Below are 24,678 nucleotides of genomic sequence, written 5' to 3' on the forward strand. Positions count from 1 at the left end.
TACGAGCCCGGCCACTTCTCGTTTGAACTCAGTAGAAAAGGAACGACGTTGTCTGGCCATGGATCACCTCTACTTTGGTGGCGACGATACCACCTAAATGGGTGTCCGGTTTTAGTGAACCACTACACTGGAGCGTGATCTGAAAAGCCCGACCCTCAGCAAGCTGGCCGAGTTGTGTGAGGTGATGGAGGTGCATCCGCTCACATTGCTAACGTTGGCCTATGCCGGTGATAGCGCACAAGAACTCGATGAGCTTTTGGATCGGGTGCGGCGAGAAGCAGAAGGGCTCGGAATCCATTTTGAATGACTACTTATTGGTCAAAAGCAGGTGGAAGATCAGTGGTAGCCGCAATGCGAAGACGTAGTAAACGCGATCCGCATACCACGCAATTTTGCATGATGAGCACTACCATCAATATTCCTATGGGGGGACAATGATCAGGACATCGTCATTCAAGGCTACAAAAGTTTTCACCCTACAGATTCCGCCACTATTACGCTTGAAACAGCAACTCAAAAGCCGGTGTTCTTCTATGGCCTCAACGGAGCCGGAAAGACGGCGATTGGGGAAGTAATCCACGGGTGCGACATTGGCAGTGCCGAGTTTCATGCATGCCGGGTAGAAACGACACAGGGCGGCCCTTTCCGCTACCTGGTTTACAACCACTACTTCGTGCAGTCGGTAATCGGTGAAGCCGAAGGTATGCCCGGCATCTTCACCATCGGCGAATTGGGGACCGAGACTCAACGGCAGATCGAAGAGCACGAACACTCACTTCAGGATGTCCGGGGTTCACGCGAGGCTGCACAACGGGATATCACTCGCATTAACGGCGAGCTAGCAACGGCGCTTAACGATGCCAAAGAAGCAGTTTGAGCTGTCTACAAGGCTCACGATAAAGACATATTCGATAACTTCCTCACGGGATATGGTCGCGGCGCGCAGAAGTTCTTCGATGACCTGCGTAATTACGAGACACCGGACGATGAGACCCTGGACGATCTTGACAGTTTGGCCAAACGCTTGGCTGATATTTCCGGGGAGGAGACAACAAAAGGTCCCCACCACGTTGCGTTGAGTGCATTTCTTGCCATCGAAAAAGGTAGCGTCTGGCAGGAACGCGTGGAAGTATCCGGCGAGAGCCGCCTTGCCCCCCTCGTAGGGAAACTAGGTAATGGGGACTGGCTGAGCAAAGGCCGCGTGTTCGTGCACGACGATCAATGCCCATTTTGCCAGCAAGGATTGCCCCACGACTTCCTGGATGAATTAACCAAACTACTGGACGGAGATCGTCAACAAAAAAATCGACCTCATCGATGCACACATCACCGCCTACAAATCTGCCATCCAGACCTTGGAAGCGTCAGCAGACAAAGCGCTGGCCGACCCCCTCTCCCAAGAGACTGACTTGGAGGCAACATGGGATGCGGTGCATGCCCTCTTGAAAGCAAACTTCGCTACCATGCAGCTGAAACAGGCCTCTCCCTCGGAGCCGATAGAGATTAGCTCATCCGATCATCCGGAACTCTACAGATACCTACAAAAACACTCACGCCCTAATCAGAGCAAACAACTCAGCCGCATCAACATTATCATCCATATCAATAGCATTAATAAATCCAATAACTCGACATGACTTCTCCTCCCCCCAAACTGGCACGCACATTGAAAAGAACTTCTCTTCGATCTCTGACTCGCTAAGAGGGTTTTTAGGATCACCACGCGAGATAAACGGTTCCGAGGAATGGAGTGAGCCATCAACGAGGTAAATGTCTACCGCTGCTAACCGCTCAGCCGGAAAGCGCTTGCTAAATTCAAGCTCTTCGACAATTTCTATCTTATCAAAGATATCCAGAACAACAGGATCTTTAAGGTTCTCGTCGGCCACGTCCTGAGGCAATACCCGGCTCTTACTTAGAGCCACTGCTATAGGGAAACAGGTCGCATATTGGGCTTGATCGGAGGTTTCTGGCTTTACCTTACTTAGGCGTGAAGCCTCATGAAAAGTTCGGACCACAACACGTTTTACGTCCTGAATGGTTATCCCATGCATTTTCTTAAGCATCAGAACCGCGTCAATAGCCGGATGTGCCCAACGGCACACGGGGTAAGGCTTGAAGTATTGTTCCAATATGTACCAATTATTGCCCAAATCCTCCCAAGTATCGGCGACACACGTATCCTTAAAGATTAGCGCCGGAGCCCCAGTAAATCCCAACCTGGCCATATAAGCAGCCGATACGCCGACCATCGCCCCCCAGCCAGATCCATCCTTAACCATGGTCGGGTGATCAACATCTCGCATCAACTGGCTACGCGGGCCGTTGTATTCTGCGATACCCAACGCATGTTCGAACTGCTCATTGTTCAAATCCAGATGATCGCTAACTAGCGCGGCACAGGTCAAAGCGTTCCAAGCTCCAGAGGAATGATAATCAGCTGTTGTGCGATGAAGAGCAATACCAAAACGAGTACCTAGCTCATATCCAATGACCAATTTGGTCAATATTTCTTTACCAGTGTAGTTACGCTCGCCACCACTCACGATCGCTGCTAGAGCCCCGATAATTGAGCACCCCACATGGCCCTTGGTTAACGCGTGTCCATCGTGGGCATCTATGGCGTCAATTGTGGTCGCATCGACCAAAGCGGCACCAGAGATACTTAATCTATCACCATGAGCCATGGAAGGCGCCATGACAGCGCCTGGAACCGAACCGAAACTTAACTTTGCGAAATCATTAATAATACGCGAAGTTGGGGTCAGACTGCCGGAGGCTAAGGTAGACACCAAATCTTTCAAACAACGCTTGGCGTGCAGCTTGACGGATTCCGGTAACACCTCATAGGTAGTTTCTGTGACAAATTGATAAACATTGTCGTTGTCCAACAACTGGCTCATTTCCCGCCTCATGATTTTAAAAAAGAGGCCCAGCGGATATGCCGGGCTTTTTTGCATAGTTAGATAGCTGGAGCATTTTCCATGATTGCCTGTTTCAGGCTTTTTGGATACTCTTTATCAAGAATCGGCCATACATCACTTCGCACCTCATTGGCCATGGAGCTCATCTGTTCCTCGGTGAGATCGATATACTTAATCCCGGCATTCCCGGCTTTTTTCCGATATTCAGCATCGGTCTTCTGTGCATTTTCAAATTGTTCACGCGAGATAACTTCAGCGGCCTCGGCAACAATGCTTTTTTGATTATCGTCCAGATCTTCCCAACTTTTTTCATTCATGGAAATAGCGGCTGTCACAAAGTAATGCCGTGTATCGACATAATAATCGATCACGTCTTTGAAATATGAATATGTCCAGTAAATATTATTTCCAGCGTCACCATCCACGACACCAGTCTGGATGGAAGTATAAACCTCACCAAAAGTCATCGGAACCGGTGTATAGCCCATGGCTCCGAGAGTCGAGGGATTAGGGAAGTTAGCGGTCACTCGTACCTTTGTATTATTGGCCTCAGAGATGTTTGTTGCATATGAATCTGCCGTCGCCACACCAGCAAAGCCCTCCGGATAAGCACCGAAGAAACGCAGGCCATTGTCGGAATAGATATCCTGATAGATAGTATTCAGCCAACCTCCTGGCTTGTAAGCATCAAGAGCCTGATCCCAATCAACAAACATATAGGGTACGTTACGGACACCCATTCGGCTATCATAGGAAGTCATTGGAAAATTTATCATCATATCAATCTCTCCAACGATATGCAGATCAAAAACTTCCTTCTGATCTCCTAGCTCACCTCCATAAAACACCTGGACGTCGATTTCGTCATCAGTGCCTTTTGTACGCGACTCAATGATTTCAGCCAACTTCTGGAGTGATTCGCCCTGCGGGGTATCAGGCGAGCCAGTGTCAGTGGCCAATTTAATGGTCATGGTATCAGCAAATGCAGTGCCCGAAAGCAGCGAAGTGCAGATGAGAGCGGCGGCTGTCTTCTTGTTGCTCATTAAAAATGCCTCATAGTTTATGATGTTAATTTTATCGGCAAACTTAAGATAAGTAATCACTTCCTCACCTGCAAGCAAAAACCAGACAATTAAGGAAATGCAATACCAGCCATAAAAATTACTAATATCCCTTATGATGGCCCTTGCGATTTTCAATGTTAACTATCCTTACTCAGAAGATAGTGTCCTGAAGTACGAACCCTAATTCCTGCCAATGATCAGAAGTCTAAAGCATCTCCTCCAGATCACTTACATTACTCCCAGAAGATGCGGTATATAAAGCGACAAACTCGGCACGAAGGTGGTCAGCAACATTACCGGCATACCCACTAGCACGATCAAATAAATCGCGGGCATAACTGCTTTATGGATAGAAACCTTACCAATACGGCAGGCCATATAGAGGATAGGTGCCACGGGAGGGCTGTTAGCTCCAATAACCACAGAACAGGCGACGATAGCCCCGAAGTGGACCGGATCCACCCCTATAGACATCATCAGGGGCATGCACAACGGCGCAATCACCACGGTGACCGAGAGATCATCCATGACTGCCCCCGCGAATATGAGAAATGCATTGACCATCAGCAGAATCATTATTGGATTCTGGACAAGATCGGTCATGAATTCAGTCAACTCTTGGGGCACCCGCTCTGCCACCAAAATCTTACCAATCATGAAGGAGAATAATAGTACCAGAACGATGGTCCCAGTCGTCTCAGCCGCGTTTACCACGCTCTTGCGCAGCGTAGATAAAGTCAAATCCCGGTAAATGAAAAACCCAATCAACAAAGCAACTACCACGGCTACAGCGGCTGCCTCGGTCGGAGTAAAAACCCCTCCGTAAATACCGCCCAGAATAATAAACGGCATAGACAGTGCGGGCAGCGCTGAAACCAAAACACCGGATTTCTTCGTCTCCTTATCTACCTCTGATTCCTGTAATAACAATTCCTCATTGAACAGTCGACCGACACAGAAACGATTGAATAAAATCAGCCCTAACAGCAATAACAATCCTGGCCCAATAGTCGCTGCGAACAGTGCCGTAATGGACTGGCGTGTGGCCACACCAAAGAGAATCAATGTAATTGAGGGTGGAATCAAAATGCCTAGCAACGAAGACATACCCAGCAAGGCGCTAGAATAGCCCCGCGGATATCCACGATGAGACAGCGGGTCGACCATGATAGTACCGATGGAAGCGACGGCAGCAGTCGCCGTTCCCGAAATAGCTCCAAAAACACCAGAAGCCATTACCATTGAGGCTCCCATCCCCCCTTTCTTACGGCCAACCATTAACTCAATGAAGTTAACAAGACGTTGAGCGATACCACCGGACTTCATCAGGTATCCTGTCAAAACAAATAGCGGCAACGCCAACAGTACAATATGGTCCAGTGAGCGAAAGCCCTGTAGTAACAAGGTTACTGTATTGACATCGAAAGCGATGATGAGATATCCGAGCACAGCAGCAAAGGCCCAGGCGACAGGAACGCCGATCCCCATGAGCAGGATCAGCAATCCTACTGCAAAAATAGCCATAATTCACACTTCCTCATTAATCGAGTTGTAACATGCTTTACCCGTGATTAGGTCGCGCAGCGCATAAGCAAAGCATCCTATACTGGCTATGATGACAGCAGCCTGCGAAATGATCTGCGGAATTCTTAACCCGGCGGTCGTCTGAGGCATACGTAACGAGAACTTGAGCATATCCCAAGCCAAGTACATGAACATAACTGTAGTCAAGAGCATGACGATAGCTACAAACCGCTGATGTAGCTTGCTTAAAAATTCGTATTTCAATGCTTTTGGCACGAAATCGACCACAATATGCTCGGCACGCCGACTGGCGATAACCGCCCCTGTCATGTATAGCCACATAGCTGCCAAGAGGGCCAATTCGTCCAGCCCGATAACTGAGACATTAAAAACATAACGAGCAAGAACAATCATGAAGACTAGTAAAACCAAGGAAGCACTTGCCACGATAGCAACCACACCCAATATTTTACTTGTTATATAATCCAAGTTCGCAAAGAATTTTTTTAACATACTTAATCCTTGCACAGTTTAGTTGGTTAATGTTATGAAAGGCATTTCACCATGCCACGTTGATTTCAGATTTCAGAGCGGCTTCTGAATTTTTGCATCTGCATGCGCAACGGTACGACCAGACGTAGAATCGCCTCCGGTGGCAGGCGCGACGGCTTACCGGAAACCTCGACGATATTGTCGAGAAGCTCATGCTTGATACCGCTAGCATAATCGGCCAGCATCATACCAGAGATGGTGCCTCTCGACGCTCCCACACTTTGATCACAACCAGCTGAATAGAGGTTATCATCCAATTTACCGAAGTAAGTTTCAAAGTTACCGGAGAGGCTACTGGCACCTCCCCAGGTATGCGTGAAAGGTATATGGGCAAGCCCGGGATAACGCTCTTCATAAGCCCTGCGATGCTGCTTTTTCAGCTTAGGCAGTAACTGAGGCGGTGTATTGTAATCAAAGGCGTAGCGGTAGCCGTTACGGATCAATATTCGCCGATCTTGCGTAACACGCAGGGTTGTACCGCCATGATCCGCTGGGGTAATTCCCCAATCAAGCTGGCCACCGAACTGCTCCATCTCGGTAGCAGTCAACGGGCGAGTCCAACTGGCAAAAGTCATCACTGGCAGGATTCTATTTTTCATGAATCCCAATTCTTTGGTAAAAGCATTTGTAGCGAGAATCACCTTACCGCAGTGAAGTGTGCAGTAACTGGTACGGATAGTGAATCCCTCGGCCCGCTTATTAATTCCTATAACCGGTGAACGCTCCGAGACCGTCACATTGACCGGCATATTGTCGACCAACCCTCTAACCAGAGCCGCCGGTTGCATAAGAGCACCACCGGGAGTGTAGACAGCCTCCTGATAATAAGTAGTCCCAAAAATATTTTCCAGGCAATCGCCGGTAAAATCTTCATATTCCTCGGCCACATTATTGAGAAGTGACTTATAATATGCAAGAAATTCTATACCGCGGTTTCCCACTGCCGCCTGGTACTTGCCTACGCGTGACCATTGACAATTTATATCGTAAGTATTTACCTGCGCCTCGAGGTAATCAATGGCCACGCGGTTAAGCTCCATGACCTTATTGAGATAACACTTATCACCCAGTTCCAACTCTCTCTTATGCGGCAGGTCAATTACGAAGCCTGAATTTCGCCCCGAGACTCCTTGGCCAACTTTCAGTGCCTCAATCAATAGCACACTGTGACTCGGGTTGTTCTCAGCATAGCGACGCACAGCCGCAAGTCCAGTAAACCCTCCCCCTATGACAACCATGTCAAAGTTTGAATCTTGCTGCATGGGCGGATAATCCGTGATGGAGCCCAAGGTCTCGAACCAACCGCAGTTATCGTCATAGCTGGGAAAAATCATATACAGATACCTATTGCGCCACTTTGCATAGTCGTCACGTTTGAAGCTGTACTTCTTTCTCTAACTACAGATATAATCGGTAACGATAAAAATATCTACTTGAAAAGCGATACTTAAGGCGAAATGATATATTATATAAATAAAACTTATACTTTGGGAGGAATGACATTGCTTAACGATAGTCGTCCGCTGGAAACTTACTGGCTTAATACTTTCGTCGTACTCGCTGAGTCTGACTCTCTGCGAGACGCCGCGCTCAAGCTGAATGTCACCCAGCCAGCTATTTCTCAACACCTTAAGCAACTGGAAAGCCGGTTCCAGGCGCAGCTGATCATTCGCCGTACTCGCCCATTGCGCCTGACGGCCCCGGGGAAGGTACTCTATCAGCACGCTGTCTCGTTACTTGCCGAACTTCGTCGCATAGATGACTTGGTGCGTGACGCAGAGGATCAGGGGCTAATCCAATGCCGGCTGGGCCTGATCACTTCTATTTCCGAGGTTGCAGGTAGTCAGATAATCGCCAACCTGAAGGATAAATCGGAGCGCATCACCATTAGAAGCGGACTGACTAATGAGTTAAAGGATGCATTCCTCCAGCGCGATATCGACATTCTCATTTCGAACGACTCCATGCCGGAGATAAGCGACATAGAGCGTGTTAAAATTTTTCGCGACCCCATGTTAGTAGCATATCCCAAGGTATGGGAAAATACTTTCGACGGCTCCTTGCAAAACCTAGCTGCAACAATGCCGTTAATTCGTTATGGTAGGAATACCAGTGTAGGTGTTTTCAGTGATGTCACACTACGCCGCATAAATCTCTCAGTAAAATTCAAGTATGAGACTGATGATACTCACAGCCTGTTGATCTTTGTTGAAGCCGGTCATGGATGGGGGTTACTCAGTTTTCTATGCGTCGCGCAGTGCATGCACCGAATGCATAACATAAAACTTATGAGTCTTGATAGTGAACGCCATGCCCGTAACATTTATCTTATTTATCGAAAGAATGAAATGCGCACAATCCCACTAAGAATTGCCGATATTTTAAAGCAGCACTTCTTCGACAACGTCTTTCCACAACTCAAGCAACATGCTCCGTGGATCGACCAAAGCGCCTTTATAGTAGACACAGCATAGCGGAAATCGTACGCGCCCATATGGACTGGTTTCTGGGAAAGATCACAGTTACTGTGCGGTGCTAAGAGCTCTTTTCAAAACTGCCCTTTGAGTTGCTTGAAGCAGGTCAGCGAGCAGCCCAGCAAAGTGAATGCATAGTGAATATCGGTCCGTCGCTCGTCGCGAGTCGACGCATCTGGTCCAGCCAGGCGAATGTTCTTTCGACGACCTACCGATGTCGTCCCAGCCGTTGAGTGTCTTCGATACCACGTCTGGCGATGCGCGGCTGAATACGACGCCTCCGACAGGCTCAGCGACAACGCGGAAAATCATACGCCTTGTCGGTATGAAGCTTCTTGGGTCGATACCGGGGCCGGCCTGCGACCGGTACCACCGCATCCAATAGGGCTGCCAAAGGCACGCTGTTGGCGCCTGATGTCCCTTGTCGATCCGTCAAGACATGTCGCTTGGTGCCTGGCCGGCCGCGGTCTGTCGGGTTGTGGCCGGTGGCTGATCCCCTTTTTCGACTTGATGGAGGCGCTATCCATGCAGACTCGGTCCCAGCCCAGCCGATCCGCGTGCTGGAGATGTTCCAGCAGCGTTTGGTGGAGTGCCTTCCAAACGCCAGCTTCATGCCAGTCACGCAGTCGCCGCCAGCAAGTGACGCCGGAACCGCAGCCATCTCCTGAGGCAGCATCTCCCAGGGGATCTCGGATTTCAGGACGAACAGGATTCCCGTCAAGGCGGCACGATTGGCCACCTGCGGCCTACCGCCATCGGGCTTGGGGCTCCGGTGGTAATAGCGGTTCAACGATCTCCCAGAGCTCGTCAGGTATGGTCTTCTTCGCCATGTTCATGAAGGTGGAAGAACTGATCAGGTCTTTCAAGGGTTTTGAAAGGCGCTCTTACTCACACCACCATTGTTGCGGCGGTCGAGTTCCTTGGAGAAGTGCTGACATAGGCGAAGTTCGATCAACTCTTGGCGTGTCTCGGACTGGACAACGAAATCTCGCAGGGGCCGTCAATGAGTGTGACTGCAAAGAGGGCTGCACTGGCGCGCATCGTCAATCAACGTGCAACGCAGATCGTCAGCACTTTAGACGGGCCTGTGCCTCTAGCCGAAGCTACGGTACGCGAGGCAGTTGGAGGCTCTGTGCCACACCACACAAAGGCCGAGCAGGAGCGATTTCTGCGAGGACTGGCGCTCGACGGCTACATTGTCTCCTGGGATGATGACGCACGAACTCCGTTGCTGCGTGCAGCGTTACCTGACGAAGTGGATCTTCCTGCGGCCGATGACGAGGTTCATCAACTTCTGAGGCAGTTCGGGTTCATCGTGCCGTTAGGACACCTAGACCAAGCAATCGACGCTCACGCGCGCGGCGATTGGGCAGCAGCGAACAGTCAAATTCGTACATTTCTGGAAGGCTTGACTAAAGACATTGCCTTGCACATTGACCGGCAGACGTCTGCTGAACTGATTACGGGCGAGAACTGCCGCGCCTGGTTGGCGAAGCGCGGATTCCTATCGAGATGGGCCTGTGATGGGAAGAACTATTTGAACGGCTTGTTCAAGATGCTTCATACCGATAGCTCACATCCTGGCCTCTCGGACGAAGATCATAGCACGTTTCGTCTGCACCTTGGGCTCATCACTAGCCGGACCTTGCTTCGTCGCCTTAACAATGGCTACTGAACGATATCCCTCCCCTATAACACGCGGTAGGTGGTTGGTTGCAATCCATTAGGCTACACAGCTTCTCAATGGTCAGAGGTGTAGTCAGACGACCGTGCTTCGGCACGATAGCCTGACAACGGTATGCCGGGTAATGGGGCATGCCTTGGGTACCAACGTGCGCAGTCCCCAACGCCTCTATTCACTGGAATGAGCACGATTGACTACAAGTGTGAAACTATTTCCTCCGAGCTCTGCTACGACTCGCCCCAGCAGGTTGGCCCAATTGTATTCAATAGCCACCATAACTCCATTGCCCAAAATCGCCTTGAGCACAGCATTGGAGTCAATACATGGAATCCCAACCACGCCAGTCCCTGCCAATACCGGGAACACCAGAATACGGGGAATTACCTCAATACGTGGAAAATTCCCCTCTCCCCTTTCGCAGAACGATCCGCCGCCAGGAGCTGCACCAGATCGTGCCTTTGGCCGAAACAACGATCTACGACATGGAACGCCGTGGCGAATTCCCGCGCCGCTTCAATCTGACGCCTCGCTGTGTGGTGTGGGACCTGGAGGAAGTGGAAGCCTGGGTCGAAGAGCGCAAGCGTCAATCCCGATCAGGAAAAGCCGCCCCCGCTCCGGGACCGGACGTGAAACAACGTATCGCCCGTCCGGTCCGCGATCTCAACGACTGAGCGATTGGCTACGCGGTTAGCAGTTCTATGCTCCCGTGGTCACGCACCGGATGACGAATCGCCTCCTTGGTGATATTCACTTGTAACGCCACTTTCGCTGCTTCCAGTACACCAACATCAATTTGGTGGCCCCCTCGTGCCTTGAGCCAATCAAGCACCTCTGCGAGATGCCAGATCGAGGCGCTACCTTCGTGAACCGGCACGGGAAACGTCGCTCGATGGGCGAGCATCAATTTCCGCATTGCCTGTCGGGAAACGCCCACGATGTCCGCCACATCGGTCAAGCCAACAAGATCCGGCGAGGCCTCGATCAGGCGCGCGGAAGGAACCGCGCTTTTGACATCGGCCAGGGCAGTGCGGACCGCCTCCTCAGCGCTGTCCGCCTCGCGGGAGAATTCCAGCGCCAGACGGCCCGGCTGCCCCACGCCCACCAGGGCGTCATCACAACCGGCAACGCCCAAGCGCTCCACCACTGCATCCAGATCACTGTTATGGTCAGCCAACTGATATTTCAGCGTAAAAATGTATTCCATGGCTCAATCCTCCGGTTCCGTCTCACTCCGGCGCTTGTGGGTGGAGCATTTGTCCACCACCCTCCGAAGCGCCCGGGCGTGGCTGCCAGGACTTCTCGGCGTACTCCACACACTCGCGATACAGAACTCACCACAGCGGCATTCATCGTCATTGTAGGGGCAGTAGATCTTGCCCCAGGCATGGCCACCGCCCACCTCGACTCGCCAGCCTTCCTCTTCCGCATGCCTGATCGCGGCTTCAATCTCTTTTTTCGGGTGTGATGAACGAGTCATTCCTTACCTCCAGTATGGGAATGACACCCAAGGTTGTCAAGTGACAACCTTGGGCATAAAGTACCTCCCTCTGACCACCCTGCAGGTTCACAGAACGGCCAATGCCAGCACACCGTACTGGCACCGGGAAACCAACGATCACCATGTTCGCGATACTCATATCGATGCCTTCAATGCCGGCACCGACATGCTTTCCGGCATCAGGGACGGAACGTAGCTGCCCCCTTCCGCCCAGGCATCGATCATATTGGCCCACTCCTGCAGCATGTGCCGACGCTGCTCGGCATACTCCGCCTTGTTGTATACCGCCCGTGAGGAGCGGCCATCTTCGTGGGCCAAGGCCTTTTCGATCCAGTCGCGATTGAAACCGATTTCATTAAGCAGTGTGGAGCCGGTACGGCGCAAATCGTGAACGGTGAAGGGTTCCAGCGGCAGTCCCTTTTTCCGCGCCTGCTCCGAAATCTTCAGAGTCACCCGGTTCAGTGTCCCCATGGACATGCACTGGTCACCGTCATAACGAGCCGGGAGCAGGTACTTGGAACCACCGGCACAGGTCTTCAGTGCCACCAGGATGTCCAATGCCTGCCGGGACAGGTAGACATTGTGAGGAAAGCGTCGCTTCATCCGCTCCTTGGGAATGCTCCACACACCCGCTTCGAAGTCTACTTCGTCCCAGGTCGCCTTAAGCAACTCCCCTTTCCTCACCAGAGTCAGCAGGATCATGCGCAGCGCCAGGCGAATGGTCGGCGATGTGGGGATGGTTTCCATCTCATGGACCATCAGACGGATTTCAGCGGGTGACAGCGCACGATCCTTCGGTGCGAAGGTTGCGATGGACGAAGGGCTCACCTCGTCGGCCGGGTTCGCCACCTTCTCGCCATGCATGATGGCATGCGCGTATACCTGCTTGACGATATCGCGGACATGAATGGCGGTTGCCGGCGCCCCGCGCTTCTTGACCTTCAGACACAGGGCTCGAAGATCGTCGGGTGTAATTTCCACCAACAAGCGGTTCTTGAAGACCGGCAGGATATCGCGATCGACGATGTGCTTGCGCATGGCTCTGGTGCTGTCAGCCATGCCGGAGGCTTCCATCCACACATCGGTGAATTCGGCGAATGTCTTCGCACGGGACAGGCGGCGCTTTTCCCGCTGCTTCTCCTGAGCGGGAGAGCGGCCCTCCGCCACCACCTTGCGAGCATCCAACAGGCGCTCACGCGCCAAGGCCAAGGAAATACCACCCGGCCCATAGCGGCCCAAGGTGAGGGTCTCGCGGCGGCCGTTGAGGCGGTAGTCATAGCGGAAGGTGACGGTGCCGGTTTGCGACACCGTCACGTACATACCATCGCGGTCAGCAACCTTGTAGGTGGCAGCTTTGGGCTTGAATTTGCGTAGCGCTGTATCGGTCAGCATGTCAGGGGCTCTCCTGTGTTTGCGGTTGGTTACCGTCAAGGGTCAGGAGCCCTGATGATGTCCCTAACTCCTTGTTATCAAAAGAAGTCAGGGCGTAGTTTTACCGTCATGCTCAAAATAGCCATGACGGTAAACGGGAGAGTCTTACTCCGAGGGATTTGCGATACCGTCGCTTTTACCGACAGGTGTTTCTGCTGGCCGCCGATAGCCACCGATAGGTAATGCGACGTAAATCTATAAGAATCATGATCTTACGCCGCTTTCCCGATTGCTATCGATAGTCCCTGAAAGACGTATTTTCACTCCCACTCGATCGTCGCGGGCGGCTTGCTGCTCACATCATAGGTCACACGCGATACACCGCTGATTTCGTTGATGATGCGGTTGGAAACCTTTTCGAGCAGCTCATACGGCAGGTGCGCCCATCTTGCGGTCATGAAGTCGATGGTTTCGACGGCGCGCAGGGCAATGACCCATTCGTAGCGGCGGCCGTCGCCGACTACGCCGACTGACTTGACCGGCAGGAACACGGCAAACGCCTGGCTGGTCTTGTGGTACCAGTCGAAGTTGTGCAGCTCTTCGATGAAGATGGCGTCAGCTTCGCGTAGGATGTCGGCGTACTCTTTTTTCACCTCACCCAGAATGCGCACGCCGAGGCCCGGCCCCGGGAAGGGGTGACGATAGACCATGTCGTACGGCAAGCCGAGTTCGAGGCCGAGCTTGCGCACTTCGTCCTTAAACAGTTCGCGCAGCGGTTCGACCAGCTTGAGCTTCATGGTCTCCGGCAGGCCGCCGACGTTGTGGTGCGACTTGATCACGTGAGCCTTGCCGGTCTTGCTGGCGGCGGATTCGATCACGTCCGGGTAGATGGTGCCCTGGGCGAGGAAGTCGACACCGTCGATCTTGGCGGCTTCGCGGTCGAACACGTCGATGAAGGTGTTGCCGATGATCTTGCGCTTGGCTTCGGGGTCGTTCTCGCCGCCCAGGTTGCCGAGGAATTCGTCTTCGGCGTCGACCCGGATCACCTTGACGCCCATGTGGCTGGCGAAGGTTTCCATTACCTGGTCGCCTTCGTTCTTGCGCAGTAGACCGTTGTCGACGAACACGCAGGTAAGCTGGTCACCGATCGCCTTGTGCAGGAGTGCTGCGACCACCGAGGAGTCCACGCCGCCGGAGAGGCCGAGCAGCACGTGGCGGTCGCCGACCTGATCGCGCACGCGCTCGGTGAGGTCTTCGATGATCTGCGCCGGGGTCCAGAGTTTTTCCGCCTTGCAGATATCCAGCACGAAGCGCTCGAGGATGCGCTGGCCCTGCAGGGTGTGGGTCACTTCCGGGTGGAACTGAACGCCGTAGAAGCGCTTTTCGGGCCAGGTCATGGCGGCGATGGGACAGCTCGGCGTGGAGGCAGTAACGGTGAACTCGGCCGGGGCGCGGGCGACCTTGTCGCCGTGGCTCATCCACACGTCCAGCAGCGCCCCGCCGTCGTGGTCGACATGATCCTTGATGCCGCCCAGCAGGTCGTCTTCCGCGGCGACGCTGATCTGGGCGTAGCCGAACTCGCGCTTGTTGGAGCCTTCGGTGGCGCCACCCAGCTGTTCGGCCATGGTCTGCATGCCGTAGCAGATGCCGAACACCGGCAGGCCCATCTCGAACACGCATTCCGGCGCCCGCGGCGAGCCCAGCTCGGAGACCGATTCCGGCCCACCGGAGAGGATGATACCGTTGGGATTGTATTCGCGGATCTCTTCTTCGGTGATATCGAAGGCGCGGATCTCGGAGAACACGCCGATCTCGCGCACGCGGCGCGCGATCAGCTGCGTGTACTGGGAACCGAAGTCAAGGATCAGAATCTTGTGCGAATGGATGTCGGTCATCGGATGAGCCCTGGGTGTGAGTCTTAAACGAGCAGCGGCGCTGATTAGGCGCCGCTGACAAAGCCGGAAATGGCTATAAACTGGTTGATCAGCCTGCCCTTCCTGCCGGGACAGACCATCGGCGTGTTCGGGCCGAGTGCTAGGCTAGGCGGAAACGCCTGGTGCCGGCCCGGGCACGTCCGATCAAGCGCCGCGATAATTCGGCGCTTCTTTGGTGATCTGCACATCGTGTACATGCGACTCGGTAATGCCGGCGCCGGTGATCTTGACGAACTCCGGCAGCGTGCGCATCTCGTCGATGTTGTGGCAGCCGGTGTAGCCCATGGAGGCGCGCAGGCCGCCCATCATCTGGTGAACGATGGCGCTCATCTGCCCCTTGTAGGGCACGCGGCCTTCGATACCTTCCGGCACCAGCTTCTCGACGCCTTCGTCCTTGCTCTGGAAGTAGCGATCCGAGGAGCCCTGGGTCTGGGACATCGCGCCCATGGAGCCCATGCCGCGATAGGCCTTGTAGGTGCGGCCCTGGAACAGCTCGACTTCGCCCGGCGCTTCCTCGGTGCCGGCGAGCATACTGCCGAGCATCACGGTGCTGGCGCCGGCGACGATCGCCTTGGCGATATCACCGGAGTAGCGCACGCCGCCATCGGCGATCAGCGGGATATCGAACGGCTTGAGCGCTTCGGCTACGTTGGCGACGGCGGTGATCTGCAGCACGCCGACGCCGGTGACGACGCGGGTGGTGCAGATGGAACCGGGGCCGATACCGACCTTGACCGCGTCGGCGCCGGCTTCGGCCAGGGCGACGGCGGCGTCACCGGTGGCGATGTTGCCGCCGATCACCTGCAGTTCCGGGTAGTGCTCCTTGACCCAGCGCACCCGATCGATCACACCCTTGGAGTGGCCGTGGGCGGTATCGACGACCAGCACGTCGACGCCGGCTTCGACCAGCGCGGCGATGCGGTCCGGGGTTTCCGGGCCGGTGCCGACGGCAGCGCCGACCAGCAGGCGGCCATCGGCGTCCTTGGCGGCCATCGGGTAGGTGCGGGCTTTCTCGATGTCACGCACGGTGACCAGGCCGCGCAGGTGGAAGTCCTTGTCGACGACCAGGATCTTCTCGATGCGGTTTTCCTGCAGCTTGGACTTGATCACGTCGAGCGAGGTGCCTTCGAGCACGGTGACCAGCTTGTCGCGCGGGGTCATGATCGCTTCGACGCTGTCGCTGTGGTCCGGCTGGAAGCGCATGTCGCGCCCGGTGACGATGCCGACCAGGGTCTCGCCCTCGACCACCGGGAAGCCGGAATAGCCGTACTCCTTGGCCATCTCCAGCAGGTCCTGCAGCTTGGCGTTGGGACCGACGGTGACCGGGTCCTTGACGATGACGCTCTCGTGCTTCTTGACCTTGCGGACCTCGGCGGCCTGCTGGGTGATCGACATGCTCTTGTGAATGATGCCGATACCGCCTTCCTGCGCCATGGCGATGGCCAGGCGCGCTTCGGTGACGGTATCCATGGCGGACGAGAGCAGCGGGATGTTGAGGGTCAGCTTGCGGGTCAGGCGGGACTTGAGTTCGACGTCTCTGGGCAGGACATCCGAGTAGCGGGGTACGAGTAATACGTCATCGAACGTAAGAGCTTCTTGCGCTATACGTAGCATGGTCGGAAACCCAATTGGCAGGTGGTGGGGAGCCTGTAACAGCCTGCGGCACCGCGATGAGGTATGCAGTGGGACCGGATCGGGGCCGCGAAAAGTTAATCGCGCATTATAGTCGTTTGGCCGGTGCCTCTCAATGGCAAGCGGCGGTTGTATGATAGGAGATGGACGATGCAACGCCGGGTGGCGGATTCGTGTAAGGCGTGCCCATGGCGCACTTCTCCCGCCAAGTCATGGTTTCCCTACGACATCCTCCCGCTCGGTGGCATGTTCGGGGGAACCATGGCACGCCAGGATTTGCCGCAGACAGGAGACAATCTCTGAGCTTGTCTTCGTCTGAGAAGTCTCGTCAAGCGCCGCCTCCAGGAAGCTATCGTAGTCTTGGCTCGCCTCGGCGTGAATCTGCCGTCCACGCTTGGTAATGACGGTATAAACGCCACGCTTATCGTCTGGACAGACATCGCGAATCGTATGCCCATTACGTTCCATGCGCTCGACAAGCCGAGTCACGGAACTCTGATTCAACCCGAGCCTCTTGGCTAGTTCCTGCATTCGCAACTCAGCATCAGGTTCGGCGGCGAGCAAGTGTAGAGCACGATATTCGGTCAAACCCAGGCCATGCTGGCGCTGAAGGCTTTTGGCAATCTGATGCTCGACTGACTCGAAAACCCCTTTCAAACTCTGCCACATTACCGACGGTGACGTCATAACGGTCCTCAATTTGGCGGCTATCCTAGAACCAACATGGTTGTATATACATACAATATTCAATAGATCGCTTCATGACCAGCTATTTAGGGCTAGTCGTACCGCCGGCGGGGTGGCGTCTAACATCAGTCGCCAGCGGGTTAGCGCCACATGGGAAACCTATAAAATAAATTATATCAATAAGTTAATTACATCCTCTCTGAATTCATCCTGGGTAAAATCAATTTCAATATATTTGCATGCGCAAGCATATTGACAAAACCAAGACTGTCTCGTAGATTTTAAAATACTTGCACGTGCAAGCAAATTCCCGATTACTGGTGCCATTGATCGCAATCGATTACCGGGAAACGAAAGGAGATGAGCATGCCCATCACGATCTATACCGACTATGTCTGCCCTTACTGCCTGCTGGCAGAGCGCGTCATTGAGGATGTCATCGAGGGGCTGGACGTCGATATCCATTGGCGGCCCTACGAACTGCGGCCGGAGCCGGTACCGACCCTTCGTATAGAGGACCCCTATCTGCCTCAGGTCTGGGAGCAATCGGTATACCCGATGGCCGAGCGTCTCGGCGTGCCGATCAAACTGCCCTCACTGTCGCCCCAGCCCCGCACTGACAAGGCGTTTGAGGTCTTCGCGATGGCCGATGAGCAAGGGCTTGGACATGAGTTCTCGATGCGAGCACTGCAAGCGTTCTTCCAGGAAGAAAAGGATATCGGCCACACAGAAATACTGGCTGACCTGGGCACAGAGGTAGGCCTCGAGCACAAGGCCGTTCTCCAGGCGTTGGCAGACGGTACCTACCGCGAGCGGCATCGTGAGGCCCTTCGCCACGCACGAGAGGAGATGGCAATCACCTCGGTCCCTACCATTGTGGTGGGCGAGCAGATTTTTCGTGGCATTCCCTCGCCGGGTGAGCTGCGTCGGGCTGTCGACCAGATCACCAATGCCAAACCAATACCTGCCACCGAAACAGCGGGAGTAGCCCAAGCTAACCCAGGCCAACAAGAGCACTAACCAATTCTTTTCAGGAGAATTCATCATGATCAGCTGGATTTACCTCGGAATCGCCGTGCTTTTTGAAATCACTGTCGCCTTCTCGGCCGGCAATGCGCAGGGGTTCACTCGACTATGGTGGACTATCGCTACCCTCGTCAGTGGCGCCATTGCCACCTTCTTCCTCAGCCTAGCTTTGCTCGATTTCGATGTCGGTGTGGGCTATGCCATCTGGACCTCCGTTGCCGGCGTCGGAATCGTCGTCCTGGGTGCCGTGTTCTTCCAAGAGCGCCTCAATCTGAGAAAGCTGTCCGGCATCGCCCTGGTGATTGGCGGCGTCATCGGGCTTCGTCTGAGTGGAGCCGCCTGAGGCGGAGGTCCACTTGAATTTTCGTAATTACGATATTTTCAGGATCACTAACCATAGAAGGGAAATGTCATGTCCAACACTTCTAGTAACCAAACCAGTACCGGTCGCGCCTGGGTCATGTTGCTTCTCGCTGGCGCTTTCGAGATCGCCTACGCATTGAGCGTCGCGGGTAGCCAAGCCTTCACTGTACTGAGCTGGTCGATCTCGGCGATCGTATTCTTCCTGCTCACCCTTTACGCATTGAGCGTAGCGCTGAAATCGATCGATGTCGGGATTGGCTACGCCGTATGGGCAGGGATCGGGGCTGTGGGCTCGGCCATCTTCGGCAGTTTCCTGTTCGATCAATCCCTGACGCTGACCCAGGCATTCTGGCTGGCCGTCATCATTGCCGGGGTCATCTGGCTGAAGCTGGCCAGCAGCGAGAAAGCCCAGCCTGAGAAACCAGGCCTTGTGGCCTCCTGAAGCCTAACGCTCCCTGCGAAAAGATCTGCAGAAACTATGCTTGCCCTTTCTCCGCGGCTATCACCTGACAGGATTCACTAATGGCTACTCATCCGCCGGAGTATATCGTTCGACTTATGGAAGATGTGGTCGCGTACTCCACGGAACATGTCCGTGGCGGCGGCATTCCCTTCACGGCCTATGTTGTCGATGCCAAAGGGAATGTGCTGGGTCGCGGGGTCAACCGCGTTCTCGAGCACCATGATCCCACCGCTCATGCAGAGGTCGAGGCCATCCGAGATGCATGTAGGAATGAGGGTGTCACTAACCTACGCGGCTCGACATTGCTGGCCTCGGGGGAACCCTGCGCCATGTGTTACCTCAACGCGCTGTTCTCAGGTGTCGGGGAGGTAATTTACGCCGTCGACCGGGACGGTGCCGCCGAAGCGGGCTTCGATTACCGCAGCTCGTATCAGGTGCTAGCCGACTTCCCCGGTCGCTGGTCCATGAAGGTTCGCAAGTACTCCACACCTCAGGCTATCGAGCCATTCAATCTCTGGAGACAAAAAAGGACCTCGCGGTGAACACTTCTCAGGACAACGCCTAGACCAACCCACTATCAGCAGAAGCACCAGATTTTCCGATGATCGCTATTGGCCTCATGCCCGAGCACCAAAGCAATCGGCCATCACCGGAGCCCATGACAGGAGTGATAGACTGCCCCTTTGTTCGACTTGCGAGGCTTCGATGGACGCCACCGGTACCCACCCCCTCTCAGTCAGCGATCTCAACCACCAGGCCCGCCAGATGCTAGAACGCGGCTTCGGCGACTGCTGGGTCGAGGGCGAGATTTCGGGGCTGGCGCGGCCCGCTTCGGGGCATATCTACTTCAGCCTGAAAGACGCCAGGGCCCAGCTCAAGTGCGCGTTCTTCCGCAACCGGGCGAGCCTGTCGCGCACGCCGCTGAAGGATGGCGACCGGATCAAGGTTCGCGGCCGCGTCTCGATCTTCGAGCCGCGCGGCGACTATCAATTGATCGTCGACGCCGTGCAGCCCAGCGGCGAAGGCGAGCTGATGGCGGCTTACGAACGGCTCAAGCGGCAGTTGAGTGCCGAGGGTGTATTCGCCAACGCGCGGCCGCTGCCCTACCCGCCCCGCCATCTGGCACTGATCACCTCCCCCACCGGCGCGGCCATTCGTGACGTGCTGGCGGTGCTGCAGGCACGCTGGCCGATGGTGCATGTCAGCGTGTTCCCGTCGCCGGTGCAAGGTCGCGAGGCACCGCCGGCGCTGATTCGCGCGCTGGCCTTGATTAATCGTCAAGTAAAAGCCAATCGTCAGGCACGTTATGAATCAGCACGACAGGATGCCGAGCGTTCGGCGACCGAGCCCTTCGATGCGATCCTGATCACCCGCGGCGGCGGCAGCCTGGAAGACCTGTGGGCGTTCAACGACGAGCATCTGGTCCGGGCGATCTTCCACTCGACGCTGCCGGTGATGGCCGCCATCGGCCACGAGGTCGACACGACGCTGGCCGAATTCGCCGCCGACGTGCGCGCGCCGACGCCCTCCGCCGCCGCCGAACGGCTGGTGCCGGATCGCCGCGATCTCGAGGCGACGCTGAGTCAGCAGCGGAGAAGGCTTCTTCAGGCGTGGCGCGGTCGCTTCAACGCCGAGTCCCAGCGGCTCGATCATCTGCGTGCACGGCTGCGCCATCCCGGTGAGCGACTCGCCCAGCAGCGCCAGCATCTGGCAGGTCTGGATCGTCGTCTGCAACTGGCGATGCAACAGCGTCTGCAGCGGGAGCGTCAGCGGCTCGAGGCCGCTACCCGGCGCTTCACGCTCCACGACCCGAGCCGCACGTTGCGCCAATCGCGGGAGCGTGTGGACCAGCTCACGCAACGGCTGGAGAGCGCCCAGCAGCGCCAGTTGCAGCGCGAACGCCAGCGGCTGGAAGGCGTGGCCCGGGAGCTCAACGCAGTCAGCCCGCTGGCCGTGTTGGGACGGGGCTACTCGATCCTCCAGGACGACGACGGCCAGGTCGTGCGCGCTGCCAGCCAGACCCAACCCGGCCAGATGCTGACGGCCCGCCTCGGCGAAGGGCGCCTGAAGCTGGAAGTGAAGCGGCGGCTGAAGCGCTGAGTCCTTAAGCGAGCCGCTCTTCGGGATCCCCCGGCTGCACCAGATGGATCCGTGTGCCGCCCTCGCCTTGACCCAGCCCGGGTTTGAGCCGCTGATCGGTATCGTAGTGCCCGCCGTTCTGGCGCCGGAAAGGGATAGGCGCGTCGCTGAACAGTCCCTCGAGGCGATGCCTGAGATCGGCCACCACCCGCTGCCAACCGGCATCATCCAGGCGGTCGCTCGAGTAGACCGGGAAAGGCGGCATGACCGCCAGCCCGGGATAGAACAGCGTGCCATGCTGGATCGGCCACAGGATCTCCTCCAGGCTGCCATTGACGCCGCGATCGCTGTAGTGCGGCGCGCGCCCGCCGATCGGCAGGATCAGCATCGCCCGGCGGCCAGCCAGTACGCCTTCGCCGTAGCGGTCGCCCCAGCGTTCGCCACCGTGCTCACCGACACCATAGGCAAATCCGAAAGCGAACACCCGGTCGACCCAGCCCTTGAGAATCGCGGGCATGCCGAACCACCACAGCGGGAAGCTGAACAGCACTGCATCGGCCCACAGCAGCTTGCGCTGCTCGTCGGCGATATCCAGGGTCTGGGTGTCGGAGGCATAGGCGTGGCGGGATTCGGCGATGTAGCTCAGGCGCTCCGGATCGACCGTATCGATGAAATCCTCGCGGTCGGCGCTCGCCTTCCACCCCATGGCATAGAGATCCGAGACCTGTACCTCATGCCCCTGCGCCTGCAGGAACTCCACCGCCAGGTCCTTCAAGGCGCTGGTCAGCGACTGGGGCTCGGGGTGGGCGTGGACGATCAGAATATGGCTCATGGTCCGGTTCCTTGTTGTGGCAATGATCGGGAAAATGATCGGGTTCGGACCATGATCTTGAGACGCCGTCTGGTATTGTAGAAATCCGATATTTTATGTCTTGGTATCAACTGAATGGATATCGAACGGTTGGACCTGAATCTGCTGGTGACCCTCGACGCCTTGCTGGTGGAACGCAATGTCAGTCGCGCCGCCAAGCGTCTGCATCTCAGCCAGCCGGCACTCTCTGCCCGCCTGACCCGTTTGCGTGAACTGCTGGGCGACCCGCTGTTGCTGCCCGCCCAGCGCGGCATGATTCCCACCCAGCGCGCGCTCGAACTCCAGGCACCGCTGCACGCTGCCATCGAGAGCGTGCGCCAGGTCGTCGCCACCGGCAGCCCGTTCGACCCGGCCACGGCCAAGGCCACGGTCGCCATCGCTGCCAGCGACTATGTGCAGTATTCGGTCCTGATGCCGCTGGTGATGGCCTGAGCCGGGAAGCGCCGGGGCTCAGGATCGCCTGGCGGACGATAGATACCGGGACTCTGGATGCGCAGATGGCGCGCGGAGAGGTCGACCTGGCCCTGACGACGCCCGGGGCGGCGCCGGACAACCTGCGCATGCGCACGCTCTATCGCGAGGCGTACATCGCCATCGCGCGCCCCGGCCATCCGGCCTTGTCGGACCGGCTCGATCTCGACACCTTTTGCCGGCTGGATCACGTCATCGTCTCGCCGGAGGGCGGCGGCTTTCACGGCCCCGTGGACGATGCCCTGGCCGCCGTCGGCTTGTCCCGACGCGTGGCACTGTCGGCGCCGGGATTCCTGGTGGTGCCGGAGATCGTCGCGCGCAGCGACATGATCGCGCTGGTCCCCACTCGGGTCGCTGCGGACCGCGTCGGTCGGGTACGGCTGCTGGATCCTCCGTTACCCGTTCCCGGTTTCGACATGGCCATGGTCTGGCATGAGCGCACGACCACTCATCCGCTGCACCAATGGCTGCGCCAGCGGATTGGCGAACTGGTTTCAGGTGCGCGTATGGATGGCAGGGAGATGCCGACGCGGCCCTAGCCCGATGAAATGAAAAACCCGATTCGACAGTGCCGAATCGGGTGATCGCCCAGCGAGAGGGTCGCGTCGTTTCAGTTGGCCGGCTACCTCGCCTTGGCGAGTTCGGAGCGCCGACCAGCGGGGATCATCCCGCCTGTTCCGGCATCGCGCTCGGCTTGAAGCTGCCGGGATCGAGGTCGTGGCGCGCGAGCAGCTTGTAGAAGTCGGTGCGATTACGTCCGGCGATGCGGGCCGCCTGGGTGACGTTGCCTTCGGTGATCTTGAGCACCTTGATCAGGTAGCCGCGCTCGAAGCCGGCGCGCGCCTCGCTGAACGAGGGCAGCGCGTTCTCCTCGGCGGCCAGCGCCTGGGAGACCAGCGCTTCGGGAATCATCGGCGTGCTGGTCAGCGCCACGCACTGCTCGACGACGTTGACGAGCTGGCGCACGTTGCCCGGCCAGCCGCTGGAGGCGAGCAGGTTGAGCGCCTCGGGCGAGAAGCCCTTGACGAACGGCTTATGCCGCGCGGAAACCTGCGCCACCATGTGCTTGGCCAGCAGCGGGATGTCCTCGGCGCGATCCCGCAGCGGGGGCAGCTTGAGGTTGACCACGTTGAGGCGGTAGTAGAGATCCTCGCGGAAGTCGCCTTCGTGCATGGCGCGGTCGAGATCGCGGTGGGTGGCGGAGATGATCCGCACGTCGATCGGGAACGACTTGGTGCTGCCCAGCGGGCGAACCTGGCGCTCCTGGAGCACACGCAGCAGCTTGACCTGCAACGGCAGCGGCATGTCGCCGATCTCGTCGAGGAACAGGGTGCCGCCGTCGGCGGCCAGGAACAGCCCCTCGTGCTGGCTGACCGCGCCGGTGAAGGCGCCACGGGCGTGGCCGAACAGTTCGCTCTCCAGCAGTTGCTCGGGTAGCGCACCGCAGTTGATCGCCACGAACGGCTTGTCGGCGCGGGGGCTGGCCTGGTGCATGGCGTTGGCCAGCAACTCCTTGCCGCTGCCGCTGGGGCCGGTCAGCAGCACGCTGACGTCGGAGGCGGCGACCATGTATGCCTGCTCGAGAATGCGCTCCATCTGCGGGCTGCGGGTGATGATCTGGGACCGCCACGCCTCGCCACCCTCGCCGCGCGTGGTCGGCGTCTGCTTGAGTGCCTCATCGATCGCCTCGAACAGCTCGTCGCGATCGACCGGCTTGGTCAGGAAACTGAAGACACCCTGGCGCGTGGCGCTGACGGCATCCGGAATCGAGCCATGAGCGGTCAGAATGATCACCGGCATCCCGGGCATGCGACGCTGCAGTTCGTGGAACAGCGCCAGGCCGTCCATCTCGTCCATGCGAAGATCGGATAGCACCAGATCCGGGGAAGTCTCTTCGATATGCGTCAGCGCTTCGCGACCGCTTTCGGCGGTGGTCACACGGAACCCGCGGCTTTCCAGACGCATGCCCAGCAGTTTGAGCAGGCTGGTATCGTCGTCGACCAGCAAAATATGGGCCGTGGTACCGCTCTTGCCCGGCTGCATGGCCGGCGTTCGCACCGG

General features: G+C 56.6%; 22 protein-coding genes and 2 pseudogenes. 11 read left to right on the forward strand and 13 right to left on the reverse strand.

Features of this window, described 5'->3' with window-relative positions; genetic code table 11:
- The first annotated feature begins 523 nt into the window (after positions 1–523).
- Positions 524–1,408: pseudogene (locus tag F0A16_RS22050) on the forward strand (AAA family ATPase).
- 142 nt (positions 1,409–1,550) lie between these two features.
- Here F0A16_RS22050 and F0A16_RS19090 read toward each other — a convergent pair.
- The 5 genes from F0A16_RS19090 to F0A16_RS19110 all read right to left on the reverse strand — a co-directional run bounded on the left by F0A16_RS19090 (position 1,551) and on the right by F0A16_RS19110 (position 7,326).
- Complete coding sequence (locus F0A16_RS19090) at positions 1,551–2,903, reverse strand: MmgE/PrpD family protein (protein WP_187776078.1); 1,353 nt, start codon at positions 2,901–2,903, stop codon at positions 1,551–1,553.
- A gap of 59 nt (positions 2,904–2,962) precedes the next feature.
- Entirely contained in the window at positions 2,963–4,123 is a 1,161-nt protein-coding gene (gene dctP / locus F0A16_RS19095; protein WP_239023890.1) for a TRAP transporter substrate-binding protein DctP, read from the reverse strand.
- Between the two features lie 93 nt (positions 4,124–4,216).
- Entirely contained in the window at positions 4,217–5,512 is a 1,296-nt protein-coding gene (locus tag F0A16_RS19100; protein ID WP_239023891.1) for a TRAP transporter large permease, read from the reverse strand.
- A 3-nt stretch (positions 5,513–5,515) separates the two neighbouring features.
- Positions 5,516–6,025 (reverse strand): TRAP transporter small permease, encoded by a 510-nt coding sequence (locus tag F0A16_RS19105; RefSeq protein ID WP_149437233.1) that lies wholly within the window; start codon positions 6,023–6,025, stop codon positions 5,516–5,518.
- A 65-nt stretch (positions 6,026–6,090) separates the two neighbouring features.
- Entirely contained in the window at positions 6,091–7,326 is a 1,236-nt protein-coding gene (locus F0A16_RS19110) for an NAD(P)/FAD-dependent oxidoreductase (RefSeq protein WP_239023892.1), read from the reverse strand.
- Positions 7,327–7,566: 240 nt separating this feature from the next.
- On the opposite strand from F0A16_RS19110, the gene F0A16_RS19115 reads away from it, so the two are divergent.
- Complete coding sequence (locus F0A16_RS19115; RefSeq protein WP_187776079.1) at positions 7,567–8,538, forward strand: LysR family transcriptional regulator; 972 nt, start codon at positions 7,567–7,569, stop codon at positions 8,536–8,538.
- Between the two features lie 74 nt (positions 8,539–8,612).
- Here the strand turns inward: F0A16_RS19115 and F0A16_RS19120 are convergent.
- A pseudogene (locus F0A16_RS19120) lies at positions 8,613–9,368 on the reverse strand (IS5 family transposase).
- A 173-nt stretch (positions 9,369–9,541) separates the two neighbouring features.
- Here F0A16_RS19120 and F0A16_RS19125 point away from each other — a divergent pair.
- Positions 9,542–10,213 (forward strand): hypothetical protein, encoded by a 672-nt coding sequence (locus F0A16_RS19125; protein ID WP_223119830.1) that lies wholly within the window; start codon positions 9,542–9,544, stop codon positions 10,211–10,213.
- Between the two features lie 332 nt (positions 10,214–10,545).
- Complete coding sequence (locus F0A16_RS19130; protein ID WP_149437239.1) at positions 10,546–10,893, forward strand: helix-turn-helix transcriptional regulator; 348 nt, start codon at positions 10,546–10,548, stop codon at positions 10,891–10,893.
- 8 nt (positions 10,894–10,901) lie between these two features.
- Here F0A16_RS19130 and F0A16_RS19135 read toward each other — a convergent pair whose 3' ends face one another.
- The 5 genes from F0A16_RS19135 to F0A16_RS19160 form a co-directional block, all read right to left on the reverse strand.
- On the reverse strand, positions 10,902–11,426 hold the full coding sequence (locus tag F0A16_RS19135) for a helix-turn-helix transcriptional regulator (RefSeq protein ID WP_149437241.1): 525 nt from the start codon (positions 11,424–11,426) through the stop codon (positions 10,902–10,904).
- Positions 11,427–11,855: 429 nt separating this feature from the next.
- A complete protein-coding gene (locus F0A16_RS19145; protein WP_149437246.1) occupies positions 11,856–13,112 on the reverse strand; it encodes a tyrosine-type recombinase/integrase in 1,257 nt (418 codons plus the stop codon).
- A gap of 299 nt (positions 13,113–13,411) precedes the next feature.
- Positions 13,412–14,986 carry a glutamine-hydrolyzing GMP synthase gene (guaA, locus tag F0A16_RS19150; RefSeq protein ID WP_149437248.1) on the reverse strand — a complete coding sequence of 525 codons (1,575 nt, stop codon included), beginning with the start codon at positions 14,984–14,986 and terminating at the stop codon, positions 13,412–13,414.
- 183 nt (positions 14,987–15,169) lie between these two features.
- Positions 15,170–16,639, reverse strand: a complete 1,470-nt coding sequence (gene guaB, locus F0A16_RS19155) for an IMP dehydrogenase (RefSeq protein ID WP_149437250.1) — start codon at positions 16,637–16,639, stop codon at positions 15,170–15,172.
- Between the two features lie 228 nt (positions 16,640–16,867).
- Complete coding sequence (locus tag F0A16_RS19160; RefSeq protein WP_149437252.1) at positions 16,868–17,344, reverse strand: MarR family winged helix-turn-helix transcriptional regulator; 477 nt, start codon at positions 17,342–17,344, stop codon at positions 16,868–16,870.
- 366 nt (positions 17,345–17,710) lie between these two features.
- On the opposite strand from F0A16_RS19160, the gene F0A16_RS19165 reads away from it, so the two are divergent.
- The 5 genes from F0A16_RS19165 (at position 17,711) to xseA (ending at position 21,296) form a co-directional block, all read left to right on the forward strand.
- On the forward strand, positions 17,711–18,364 hold the full coding sequence (locus tag F0A16_RS19165; RefSeq protein WP_239023893.1) for a DsbA family oxidoreductase: 654 nt from the start codon (positions 17,711–17,713) through the stop codon (positions 18,362–18,364).
- Positions 18,365–18,389: 25 nt separating this feature from the next.
- On the forward strand, positions 18,390–18,713 hold the full coding sequence (locus tag F0A16_RS19170) for a DMT family transporter (RefSeq protein WP_223119831.1): 324 nt from the start codon (positions 18,390–18,392) through the stop codon (positions 18,711–18,713).
- 69 nt (positions 18,714–18,782) lie between these two features.
- Entirely contained in the window at positions 18,783–19,175 is a 393-nt protein-coding gene (locus F0A16_RS19175; protein ID WP_149437255.1) for a DMT family transporter, read from the forward strand.
- Positions 19,176–19,255: 80 nt separating this feature from the next.
- Positions 19,256–19,738 (forward strand): nucleoside deaminase, encoded by a 483-nt coding sequence (locus F0A16_RS19180; protein WP_149437257.1) that lies wholly within the window; start codon positions 19,256–19,258, stop codon positions 19,736–19,738.
- A gap of 163 nt (positions 19,739–19,901) precedes the next feature.
- Positions 19,902–21,296, forward strand: a complete 1,395-nt coding sequence (gene xseA / locus F0A16_RS19185; RefSeq protein WP_149437259.1) for an exodeoxyribonuclease VII large subunit — start codon at positions 19,902–19,904, stop codon at positions 21,294–21,296.
- Positions 21,297–21,300: 4 nt separating this feature from the next.
- Here xseA and F0A16_RS19190 read toward each other — a convergent pair whose 3' ends face one another.
- Positions 21,301–22,107 carry an NAD(P)H-dependent oxidoreductase gene (locus F0A16_RS19190; RefSeq protein ID WP_149437261.1) on the reverse strand — a complete coding sequence of 269 codons (807 nt, stop codon included), beginning with the start codon at positions 22,105–22,107 and terminating at the stop codon, positions 21,301–21,303.
- Positions 22,108–22,221: 114 nt separating this feature from the next.
- Here F0A16_RS19190 and F0A16_RS21920 point away from each other — a divergent pair, with 114 nt between their 5' ends.
- Positions 22,222–22,578 carry a LysR family transcriptional regulator gene (locus F0A16_RS21920; protein WP_223119832.1) on the forward strand — a complete coding sequence of 119 codons (357 nt, stop codon included), beginning with the start codon at positions 22,222–22,224 and terminating at the stop codon, positions 22,576–22,578.
- Between the two features lie 53 nt (positions 22,579–22,631).
- The gene (locus F0A16_RS21925; protein ID WP_239023898.1) at positions 22,632–23,156 is read left to right on the forward strand and encodes a LysR substrate-binding domain-containing protein; all 525 of its coding nucleotides are present in this window, start codon (positions 22,632–22,634) and stop codon (positions 23,154–23,156) included.
- Positions 23,157–23,280: 124 nt separating this feature from the next.
- Here the strand turns inward: F0A16_RS21925 and glrR are convergent, their stop codons facing one another.
- Positions 23,281–24,660 (reverse strand): two-component system response regulator GlrR, encoded by a 1,380-nt coding sequence (glrR, locus tag F0A16_RS19200; protein WP_149437340.1) that lies wholly within the window; start codon positions 24,658–24,660, stop codon positions 23,281–23,283.
- Between the last annotated feature and the right edge of the window lie 18 nt (positions 24,661–24,678).

It is taken from the genome of Salinicola corii (assembly GCF_008298015.1).
GTDB lineage: Bacteria > Pseudomonadota > Gammaproteobacteria > Pseudomonadales > Halomonadaceae > Salinicola > Salinicola corii.